Below are 11577 nucleotides of genomic sequence, written 5' to 3' on the forward strand. Positions count from 1 at the left end.
TTTAGGTAAAAAGGCACTAGTCAGATGCACAATTATGGGATGGAGATACTTCAAGTAAGCAACTTACTGCTGAATTATCAGGATATATACTTATTGTAATGTCAAAATATAACCTATAGGGATCATAAGACCTATAATACTAATAAAAAGTAATCACTTAGGTCATAAGATAGGAGTGATATTTGATTAGAATTTCAGGGTGAAGGTGGTGGCTTGATAGGGTTTGGATTCTACTGAGATGGAGCCACCGTGGATACGCATGATCTGACGTGAGAGGCTGAGCCCAATACCTGAGCCATTTGATTTGGTGGTAAAAAACGGGATGAAGATCTTATCAATTACATCTTTAAGAATGCCAGCGCCATTATCTGATACCTGGATAGCTACGCGTCCCCGATTTTCCAGGAAAGCGCAAAGTTCGATTTTGGGATTTTCAGATCCTTCAACAGCATGACAGGAATTTTTGAGAAGATTTAAGAGAACCTGCTCTATCTGTTCCTGATCGACGGTAAGTTCCAGTGAATGAGGATCAATGTTTGACGTAAAGATGACATTTTTGTTTTTGATATCTTCATCAAGCAGATTGTGAATATTCTTGAAGATATTGCTAACTGGTACAATAGCAAACTTTGGTTTGGGGATTTTAGTCAGATTACGGTAAGATTCCACGAAATGAATTAAGCCAGTTGACCTTTTATTGATCGTGATCATGGAACTGCGGATATCGTCAATGGTTTCATTATCAAGGGGCAATGGGTTACCATCATCATCTTTTGCTTCATTGAGCAGATGATTTACAGTTGACGAAAGAGAGGCGATAGGGGTTATGGAATTCATAATTTCGTGAGTAAGCACTGAGATAAGTTTTTGCCAGGCAGCCATTTCCTGTTCTTCGAGTTCAGATTGGATATTTTGCAGAGAGACGAGTTTTATGGCTCTATCTTTGAGTTTAAATTCGGTAGCATACATGGCCAGCTGCATGATATTATCATTATCAGCTATCTGGATGAGGGTGCGGTCACCAGTAGAAAGCGAGAGAAGAGTATAGGGTAATTTTTCATTTAATGGGGCAAGTTCCGAGATATTTTTCAGTCGATGCACCTGGAACAGCTTTTTGGCAGCATTATTGGTCATTTCAAGTTCACCATCCTGATTAAAGGCAATAAGTCCAATGCCTATGTGCTGAATAACATTTTGCAGATAATGATAGTTTTCTTCCTTATCAGAGCGAATTTTCTGGAAATCGGCAATAACCAGGTTAAATACTTTTTTTAGTTCATCATACTTGGAACCCAGACCTTCAATCTGAAAGGAACGGGAGAAATCAGCATAGCGGATAGATTCCAGAAAAGTGGTGAGATATAGATTTATCTTCTGAATATAGCTGAAAAGTGAAATGAACTGGATAATGGTGGTAATTGCCAGAAGTACTGGTGTGATATGGTAACTGAGCTCGCTGATAGAATAATAAACTAGAAAAAGATTGGCAGAAATCAGTAAAAGGCGGACAATACAATTGAGTTTGAAGTTTTTATAGATCATATCTTTTTAACCTTCTATATAGTGACGCACGGGTTAAACCAAGTTCCTTGGCTGCTGCGCTGATATTTCCGTTTTTTTGCCGCATCACTTTCTGGATAAGTGATTTTTCCACATCTTCTATATTGAAGCTGTCGATGCCAATTTCCTCATGATGCTGATCGGTAGGGGAGAGAATAAAATTATCAGGTAATAGAATCTGACAATCGCTCAGAATAACAGCCCTCTCCAGAGCGTGCTGAAGTTCCCTAACATTACCAAGCCAGGTGTAATCCTGGAGTTTTTTTAGGGCAGAACTGCTGATAGAGCGAATATCTTTTTTATATTTGTGAGCAATTTTGGGGAGAAAATGATCAACCAGCGGTTTGATGTCATCAATTCGTTCTCTCAAAGGAGGAATTTTTATTTCCACGGTATTTATCCTGTAAAGCAGGTCACGTCGGAAAGTGTTTTCACTCACCATCTGATATAGTGGCATATTAGTGGCGCAGATGAGGCGTACATCAACAGGTACTGGATGATTAGCTCCCACGCGGGTAACCTGGCGACGCTCGATCACTGTGAGTAATTTAGCCTGTAATGGGAGTGAAAGATTGCCAATCTCATCCAGGAATATGGTTCCGCGGTCAGCAACTTCAAAGCGTCCTGGTTTGCTGGCTTTGGCATCAGTGAAGGCACCTTTTGTGTGCCCGAATAGTTCACTTTCAAACAGGGTTTCGGTTATTGCACCAAGGTCAACTGAGAGGATTAGTTTATCTTTTCGGCTGGAATTACGATGCAGGGCTCGGGCAACAAGTTCCTTTCCAGTACCGTTTTCTCCCAGGATAAGCACATTTGCATCAGTGCCGGCAACTTTTCTGATCGTGTTAAATACTTCCTGCATGGGCTGTGAGCGTCCAATGAAATCACGAAAAGACCGATCTATTGTATTAGAGAGTTCTTTCTGCTGAAGACGCAATTTGCTGTTCTCTTCTTGCGAGTGTTTCAGCTTAAGAGTTGATGATAGTGTAGCAAGCAGTTTTTCATTCTGCCAGGGCTTGAGCACAAAATCCACCGCACCACGGCGGATTGCCTGCACTGCCCTTTCCACATCTCCATAAGCTGTGATAAATATCACGATACTTTCTGGATTGATCTCCAATATCCGATCCAGCCAGTGAAATCCTTCCTGACCACTAATCGAATCTTTGGTGAAATTCATATCAAGCAGAATAAGATCAAAATCCTCTGCTTCCATTAATTCAGGGATACGGTCAGGATTTTTTTCCAGAACTACTTTACCAACCTGATTCTTGAGCAGCAGCTTAAGGCTGAATAATATGTCTTCATTATCATCAACTGCAAGGATTTTGGCTGTCTTATCTATCATTGAAACTCCTTTTTAAGCAATTATCAGAGATCAAATCTGCGAAAGCCTTATACATGATAAGCAAATATTTCGTCAACAAAAAGTGTTCGTAAGCGTACAGTAATTAAAAATACTATATTATCTTGTAAAAGCTGGCATCCCCCTGTTTTTTTATATATTCAGGGCATGTTTATAATAGATAATTGACCAGATAAGTAGGACTTGCAGCGCTGATGGTACTCCGGAAGTGCGGCGAGAATTACGGGCAGTTATCAGTTGCTGTCTATGTATTTATCCTCAGCAGTTTTTTTATTCGCAGGAATGGGTGATAGTGGTCGTCATCTGCGCCGCACCTGTGAGTACACCGGCGCTGCACAATGGGCATTTATATCTCCGATGGCTCTTCGTTTCACCGGAGGCTATGCGTCTTTATCCCCTACCGGGGAATAATTAAAAAAACAGCTGAGATTATCCATTAAATTTCGGGGGGATGCTTAATTATCTTGTAAAAGTATTTGACAGTTTACTGCTATTTGGCATAAACTAATTTTGAAGGGTTTTTGGGAGAAAGTGAGGAGAAAATGAGAAATACTGATCGTGAATATTTGAAAATTATTGAGAATCCTGGAGATCTGGTAGTGATCACTAATTCTGATTACGAAATTATTTATGCTAACAAATCATATTGTCTTTTATTCAACGAGACTTTGCAGGATATGGAAGGGACGCGAATATTTACTCGTGTGTTTTCAACAGATATTGAAAGGGTGAAAGTTAATCTTGCGATTCTAACTCCCGCGAATAGTACAATTAGTTTTCAGGAAGAATTGTTAATAGAAGATAAAGCTATCTGGGTGGACTGGAATGTAAAGGGTTTTTTTGATAATAATGGAGCATTGCGAGAAATTATCGGTTCTGGAAGAAATATCACTGAAGGTAAGGAAAATGAAAACACTTTGGATCTATTCAAATATTCTCTGATGTATGCCCGGGTTGGTACTTACTGGCTGAATGAATCCAAAGAGCTTCATTATGTGAATGATTATGGTTGCAAGATGCTGGGTTACAGCAGAGAGCAGATGAATGAATTTAACTGGGAAGATATCATTCCTGACAGTTATCAGGAAAATAAGGAAATTTTCTGGCAGGAAGTTCAAAACGAGGATTTTAAGAAATATGATACTGAACTTATGCGAAAAAGTGGCGAAAAGCTGCTGGTGGAGATATTGATCCATCATCAGGAATTTTCTGGAGTAAATTATAAATTTGTATTTATCAATGATATCAGTGAAAGAAAACAATTAATGGAAAAGCTGGAATCTAATGAAATCAAATTCAGGAGTTTATTTGAAAATTCTCCCATTTCTCTCTGGGAGGAAGATTTCTCAGAACTTAAGCGTTATTTAGATAATTTACCATTTGAAACCCCAAAAAACCTGAAGTCCTATTTTGATGAGAATCCAGAGGAATTATTTAAATGCGCAGAAATGGTGAAAGTGATCAGAGTTAATACAAAAACCGTAGAAATGTTTGAAGCTAACTCAAATCATGAATTTATGATCTCTTTGAATAAGATATTCACGGAATACTCAACAAAGACAATGCAGGATGAGATATGCTGGCTTTATTCCAATAAGGGATCATTTGTAGCAGAAACTGAGGAACTAACCTTCAATGGTAATTTAATGAATGTGGAAATTACTGTTAATATAGCTCCGGGTTATGAAAAAGACTGGGAAAAAATATATGTAGCAATCGTGGACATCACAAAGCGGAAAAAAGTGGAAAACGAGTTACGAATGCATCGTGACCATCTGGCAGAGCTGGTTGAAGAAAAAACAGCTGAGATACAAAAGAAATACAATGAGCTTAACCATCAGTTTAGTGTCATGGTGAATAGAGAATTCAGGATAAAGGAACTCAGAGACGAAATCAAGGAACTTAAAGAGAAATTAGATATATTTGAAAACCTTCATTAACGAAAGAAAAAATCTGTTGCCCAGCTAAATTGAATACCTGCATTAAGGGCACATTGCTCGTCAGTATCCCGGTCACCCACCATTATGCTTTTTGTCCAGTCAATGATAATCCCCTGCTGCCAGGCTTGAAGTTCGCACTGAACAAGCATTCCGATATCAGGTTTTCGCAATAAAGAACGGTGATTGTAGGGGAATATTTTTCCTCCCGGCATTTGGTAGCAGGAAATGATCATATCAAAAGGGTCATTTGTGAACAGTTCTCCAGTATACTTTAGTTCTGCTTCATTATCTTCCGGCGTTTTGTGTCCATAGGCAATTCCACCCTGATTGGAGATACCGCAAATTAGGAATCCTTCATTTTTATAGCCCCAGATGGTTTCTTCTACGCCATCAAACAGGACTATATCAGCAGGACTATTGATATAATCTCCTTTCTTGCTGTAGCGGACAGTATCATCCAGATCAAGGCACAATGCTGGTCTTAAAACATAGTTTACCATATTACCTTCTTTATAAGTACTGCTTCATCTCTCTCCCGATCACACCAGCAGTGAGTTCGATATATTTCTTTACAGGGCTTGATTGGATCTTGGGATAAAGCACTTCTTCGATCTGGAAGAAACCCACAGATTCAACCATTTGCACCTCTATTTTAATCGGTCTGATATCTCCTCTTACAATTTTTACCTTCTTGATGGCACTGGAGGAATATCGGTGAATATCTCCACGTCGGGCAATATCAGCAAGTTTAAGAGAAATTCTTGCTCGTCCCTGCTCCATGTCGCAACCATCACCAATCAGTACCAGTCCAGCTTCCAACGACTGGATTTTCTGGGTTGCCATATGTCCCAGAATACATTCCAGTATTATAGAGCGTAGGATCACACGCTTGGTCATATCATCTGAATAATAATTCTCTAATATCCGGTTAACTATCGGCAATGCTAAATTAACGCCCATAAATTCATGCTTATCTCGAGATACTGTCATGCCAATATCATGCAGCAAAGCGGCAATCAACACCACTACCCTGCTATCGTCATTATCACCAATTCCCTCGCTTTTAAGATTAAGGTCAATGCCGGCATCAATCAGCAGATCGAGCATTGAGAGAGCATTTAAGGTTGCTTTGAGCATGTGCACGGGACCATGATCATTAAAGCCCAGCCGTTTGATCGACACGATATTAGCATAATCCTGTAGAGCCAGGATTTCCTCATCCATAAACATATATTCAGCAATATTATGGGATACGCCACGTAGTTTTTTGAGAACCTGTTTTTCCATGTGGGTTTGTTTAATTGATTTTTTCATATTGTTTTCCTTTTATTATTTTTGCAGTAATTCTTCCCATCTCAGGAGTAATTCTTCCAGATGGGCATCACAATCATCTTTTTCATGGTGTAATTCCATTAATTTCTGATAATCGGTAGAATTTTTTTCCATTGCATCTACCATAGCCTGCCTTCTTATTTCCACTTCTTCAATCTCATATTCCAGTTGAGAGACCAGAAGAGGGTTAACTTTGCGACTGGTCTGGGTTTTAGGTTTCGATGCAGCAGCCGGTTTATGAATTTGCTGATTAGCTTTCTGTTTTATTTTTTGACGATAGTAGTCATAATTACCTTCATATCTTTTAAAAGAGGCATTCTCCAGAGCCACTACTGAATCAGCAATTTTATTGATGAAATAGCGATCATGTGAGATAAATATAATAGATCCTTCAAATTCAGCAAGTGCTTCTTCTATCATTTCCCGGGACTCAATATCAAGGTGATTTGTAGGCTCATCCAGCATGAGAAGATTAAGGTTGCTATGCATCAGAAAGCAGATACGCAATCTTACCTTTTCACCACCGGAAAGTACGGCAATTTTCTTGAAAACATCATCTCCACGAAACAGAAATTTTGCCAGGATATTACGTGCTTCACCTTCAGTCATGGGAAATGCTTCCCGGAAGGTTTCTATCACGGTCGATTTACTGTCAGAAAACCTGATATCCTGTTCCATCACCCCTGGAAGGGTACTGGCTCCCAGCCTTATATTACCGTTATCAGGCTTTTCTTCCTGCAATGCCATTTTGAAAAAAGTGGTTTTCCCACTGCCATTACGACCGATAAATGCCATTCTCTCTTTGTATTTCATAAGGAAATCTGCCTTCTTAAAAAGCAGCTTGTCTCCAAAACTTTTTGTGAGTTTTTCTGCTATCAGCACGTCATTACCTGATCTTCTTGTTCCTGAGAATTGCATCTTGATCTTATATTTTTCCTGAGGTTTATCTATTTGCTGCAGTTCTTCTATCCTGGCTTCCAGTTTCTTTGCTCTGGCAAAATGAGCGCTATTATCAGGGTTGATCCTGCCCCAGATGCGATATCTCTCTGCTGCTGCTTTCATAGCTTTGATCTTCTTCTGGATATTTTTGAAATTCTCAAATTCTGTCAGTAAACGGCGTTCCTTTTCCTGACAATAAGCAGAATAATTGCCTGCAAACCGCATTGACTTTCCTGCTTCAATCTCAATAATCCCATTTACCGTCTTATCAAGGAAATAGCGATCATGCGAGATGATCAATGCTGCTCCTGCATAGCTTTTCAAGTAATCTTCCAGCCATTCACTTGCGGCAATATCAAGATGATTTGTGGGCTCATCCAGAAGTAGTACATCAGGTTTTTCCAGCAGAATTTTTGCCAGCATTACCCGTGTTTTTTCTCCTCCACTTAGCAAAATAAAGGATTGCATCAGCATAGATTGCGGAATTTCCAGTCCGGTGCAGATCTTTGCCAGTTCCACTTCGATCTGATAGCCTTCCTGCTGTTCAAAGTCTGCCAGAAGATTGCCATACTCATTGGTCAAGGATTCCAGATGATCACCCCTGGCATCAGCCAGCTCTATTTCCAGATATTGTAATCGCTCTGCCTGCTTAAGTTGTTCTTTAAAAGCCAGCAATATTACTTGTCGTACGGTTTCAGTATCATAATTATCAGGTTCCTGCTGCAAATAACCAGCACGACAACCTTTTCGAAGAGTTATCTGCCCGGAATCTGCCCCTTCAAGTCCGGTTATGATCTTGAATATAGTGGTTTTGCCTGTGCCATTACTGCCCACCATACCCAGTTTTTCTCCAGTTTGTATATCAAAGGATATATCAGTGAATACTGGTTGGGTAGAAAATCTTTTTGCCAGTCCATTCACGCCGATTTCAATCATGTTAAACTCCCATTGGCAAACAAATAATTAATCTTCTTAAGGGCAAGTAAAAAAAGAGAAAGAGTAACTGATTATAGACGGTTGATATGTGTATATAAAATAAAAATCTTTTAATAATTCAAGTCTATGAAATTAAAATTCTATATCTGGTTTTTATTTAGAGAGTTTCCTCTTTAATGCCTTCACTTCTTCGCGTAGCTCTTTGATCCTGAACTCTCTGCCAATAAACAGCTTATTATATCTCTGCAATTCGGCATTTTTTTCTTCCAGGTCTTGTGTCCTCTGCAAAACAAGCTCTTCCAGTTTCTCACGATATTGTTTCAATTCTGTGATATCCACGTGAGTTCCTACAATACGCACTGCTTTACCGTTTTTATCCAGAACTTTATTTGCTCTTGAGAGAATATCCACCCAGTGACCATCTTTATGCTTCATTTTAAATTCAATCTCTAAACGATCAATTTTCCCTTTAAGTAAATCATCAACCATCTTCATAGTGATATCGACATCATCTGGATGAGTGAGTCTTTCCCATTCCGAAAGAATATTTGATACTTCATCATCTTCGTATCCCAGCATTTTCTTCCAGTGTGGAGAATAATAAACTTGATCTGTTTTGAGATTCCAGTCAAAAAGACCATCATTAGTTGCTTTAATCGCCTGCTGAAAGCGTTCTTCACTCTCGGCAAGAGATTGTTCCAATTTCTTTTCTTCCGTTACATCCAGATTGAGAACTATTGCTCCTTCAATTTTACTCTCATTATTCATTACCGGAGCAGTATAATTCAGGATCAGTTTCTTTTTCCCATCAAAGGCTTCAATTTCCAAAAGCTCATTTTCAATTGTCACACCTTCTTTGATAGTATGTGCCAAAGCCCAGTCCTCGGGCAAGATCTCTTCGTGTCCGGGCATGCGCCAGGCTTTAAATACTCCATATTCTTCCATGCTAACGTGTGGCTCTGCACCCCAGATTTTTACTCCGGCAGGATTTCCACTCACCAGCTTACCATTTTCATCCGTTATCCATAAACCTATTGGCAGCAGATCAAATATTTTCTGCAATTGCAGTTCTTTTTTCATTAATGCCGAACTTGTGTCCTTAAGATCTGTGATATCTTTTCCAGAACTCAGCAAGCCCGTTACATTATTTTTCCTGTCATATGTAATGGAATTATGCCACAAGATAGTTTTTAATTCTCCAGTACTGGTTAACACTTCATTTTCAAAGAATTCTACTGATGTGATCTCTCCAGAAATTAATTTTGCAAAAACAGCTCTGATCTCTTCCCCTTCTGATCCGGGAATAAAACTCTTAAACCAGTTCTTTCCAGTGATCTCGTCTATGGGAAAGCCCAATATTTCAGAAGCTTTCGCATTTGCCAGGATAACAATTCCCATTTTATCAAGTCCAATAAACATGCCACTGGAAATATCAAGACATTGCTGTAATAAACTTTCTTTTTCTAAATGTCTAAAACGCATAAACACTCCCTCAAAATTGAGATTACTTAACTAAGACAATATGTAGCAGAATTCAAATTTATAGTCAACTAAAATAAATTTAAAGGGACAATTATCATTCTGATCAGGGATACCATTTGACACATAATCCCTGCTAAAATAATCAGACATAAAATTATTAAGGAGTATAGGAATGGAAAATAAGATTCTTGCAAAAGTGAATGGCAAAGAAATCTCTCTGCTGGATGTGGAAAATTTTATCCAGAGACTCGAACCTCAAACTGCAGCCCAATATAGAAATGAAGAAGGTATTAAACACGTATTGAACGAACTCATCAATCAGGAATTATTCTTAAATGACGCTATTGAACGCAAGCTTGATGAAACTGAATCCTATCAGCAGGAAATGGCAAAAGCACGAGATTTTATCCTCACGCAGCTGAACATCAACAGCGTTATGGCGGCAACTAAGATCAATAATGACGATTTACGCGCTCATTTTAATCAGGATCCCACAAAATTCGGGAAAAAAGAAACCGCTGATACAAGCCATATCCTGGTGGATTCTGAAGAGCTGTGCCTTGAACTGAGAAATAAGATTGTTAGTGAAGAGATCAGTTTTGAAGATGCTGCCAAACAGCATTCAACCTGTCCTTCTAATGAACGCGGTGGAACCCTTGGCAGTTATGAAAGGGGACAAATGGTACCTGAATATGACAACATAGCTTTCACTTTAGCCATAAATGAAATCTCAATACCCGTAAAAACTCAGTTCGGCTATCATCTGATCAAGCTTAACAGCAAAACTGAAAGTGAAAAACCAGTATTTGATAAAGTCAAAGATAAGGTAAAAAAAGACTTAAGCTCTCAGCTGCAGCGGGAAACATATCTCGCCAAGGTTAATGAAATGAGGAAGAAATTCCTGGTTGAGATGTTTTAAGAGCAATATTACTTTTACTCACGCATAAATTTACCGGCTGGTGGAAATCTACCAGCCGGTATTATTTTCAGGTTAATTTACTCTCAATTTTGTCTTTATTCCCTGCTGATTTCCCCTGTATTTTGAAGATGGAAACTGCCTAACAATCAGATATTATATGAGTTAAGTATGATTCCAGTTGTTAATTTTCTCAATCTCATTAACCACCGATTTTAATCGGTGGGCTGAATATAACAAAAACATATTGTGGCTTCAGCCACTTTTATAATTCTATGCTTAGATTATTCATTTGAAAATTTCATAAATATTTATATAAGTTGTTGAAGTCACTAAAGTGACTACACATCTTTTGTATTCAATGCCCACCAACTGAAGTTGGTGGTTAATGAAAATGGCTTAATATAATAATTCAGCGCTGACGCAATTGCAATTAATTTCGAGGGGATGCGTGAATATCAGGAAGGTCTTGGATGGTGGAAACTAAACTGTCTTCTTTCGGGAAATCAGAGAGTATAACAAAAAAAGATTGACCCTTTGCAGGCAAGGGATATAAATTTGCTTTAGTGAGAATTTTGCAGCTGGAGAAGAAAATATCTGGAGGAATTATGGGTTCTGGATCAAATGATTTATTACGGCAGATTTTTAACGGTGATTCAATCATTATTATAATGATGGCAGCATTTTTACTGGTCATCACGATTGTGATCATTATGGCTTTAAAGATCAAGAAAGAGAATGAGGAAGCTGAAGGTATTCAATCAGAGAAGAATCGCATTGGCAGGGGAATTGCGACCTTTATGCCCTTGGGTTTTGCTATATCGTTACCCATTGGTATTGCTTTGAAACAAATCATTGTGGGGATAGTTTTAGGCCCGGCATTCGGATTGGCTCTGGGAGTGGTGATAGGTTCAATGAAAGAGAAGAAGCTGAGAAAGGAAAAACGACCACTTACTCCAAGAGAGATCAAATTTAAAGTTGTTTCGCAGTTAATGCTGACTGGTTTAATTGCTTTAGGAGCTATTTTATATTGGATAACTTATTTTGTACTTAGATGATTTAATAAACTATTTATTCAGAATCGAAAAGGTAATATAAAAAATAAA

The 11577-nt window shown here is 38.6% G+C and carries 9 protein-coding genes; 3 read left to right on the plus strand and 6 right to left on the minus strand.

Annotated features, from left to right (window positions below; genetic code table 11):
* Window positions 1–186 precede the first annotated feature (186 nt).
* Together RAO94_01610 and RAO94_01615 are read right to left on the minus strand one after the other, a co-directional pair.
* Window positions 187–1542 carry an ATP-binding protein gene (locus RAO94_01610; GenBank protein ID MDP8321025.1) on the minus strand — a complete coding sequence of 452 codons (1356 nt, stop codon included), beginning with the start codon at window positions 1540–1542 and terminating at the stop codon, window positions 187–189.
* A complete protein-coding gene (locus RAO94_01615) occupies window positions 1532–2908 on the minus strand; it encodes a sigma-54 dependent transcriptional regulator (protein MDP8321026.1) in 1377 nt (458 codons plus the stop codon). Before RAO94_01615 ends, RAO94_01610 begins: the two co-directional genes overlap by 11 nt.
* Before the next feature lie 560 nt (window positions 2909–3468).
* On the opposite strand from RAO94_01615, the gene RAO94_01620 reads away from it, so the two are divergent.
* A complete protein-coding gene (locus RAO94_01620; GenBank protein ID MDP8321027.1) occupies window positions 3469–4866 on the plus strand; it encodes a PAS domain S-box protein in 1398 nt (465 codons plus the stop codon).
* Here RAO94_01620 and RAO94_01625 read toward each other — a convergent pair.
* From RAO94_01625 to RAO94_01640, 4 genes are all read right to left on the minus strand, one after another.
* The gene (locus tag RAO94_01625) at window positions 4863–5366 is read right to left on the minus strand and encodes an HAD-IIIA family hydrolase (GenBank protein MDP8321028.1); all 504 of its coding nucleotides are present in this window, start codon (window positions 5364–5366) and stop codon (window positions 4863–4865) included. The two genes, RAO94_01620 and RAO94_01625, sit on opposite strands and share 4 nt — an antisense overlap.
* A gap of 10 nt (window positions 5367–5376) precedes the next feature.
* Window positions 5377–6180, minus strand: a complete 804-nt coding sequence (locus RAO94_01630) for an HD domain-containing protein (protein MDP8321029.1) — start codon at window positions 6178–6180, stop codon at window positions 5377–5379.
* Between the two features lie 15 nt (window positions 6181–6195).
* Window positions 6196–8073 carry an ABC-F family ATP-binding cassette domain-containing protein gene (locus RAO94_01635; GenBank protein MDP8321030.1) on the minus strand — a complete coding sequence of 626 codons (1878 nt, stop codon included), beginning with the start codon at window positions 8071–8073 and terminating at the stop codon, window positions 6196–6198.
* A 153-nt stretch (window positions 8074–8226) separates the two neighbouring features.
* Complete coding sequence (locus tag RAO94_01640) at window positions 8227–9555, minus strand: PAS domain S-box protein (protein ID MDP8321031.1); 1329 nt, start codon at window positions 9553–9555, stop codon at window positions 8227–8229.
* A gap of 172 nt (window positions 9556–9727) precedes the next feature.
* On the opposite strand from RAO94_01640, the gene RAO94_01645 reads away from it, so the two are divergent.
* Complete coding sequence (locus RAO94_01645; protein ID MDP8321032.1) at window positions 9728–10474, plus strand: peptidylprolyl isomerase; 747 nt, start codon at window positions 9728–9730, stop codon at window positions 10472–10474.
* Window positions 10475–11079: 605 nt separating this feature from the next.
* Window positions 11080–11529, plus strand: a complete 450-nt coding sequence (locus RAO94_01650) for a hypothetical protein (GenBank protein MDP8321033.1) — start codon at window positions 11080–11082, stop codon at window positions 11527–11529.
* Window positions 11530–11577: the final 48 nt, after the last annotated feature.

This window comes from Candidatus Stygibacter australis, from assembly GCA_030765845.1.
In the GTDB taxonomy this organism is placed as follows: Bacteria; Cloacimonadota; Cloacimonadia; order Cloacimonadales; family TCS61; genus Stygibacter; species Stygibacter australis.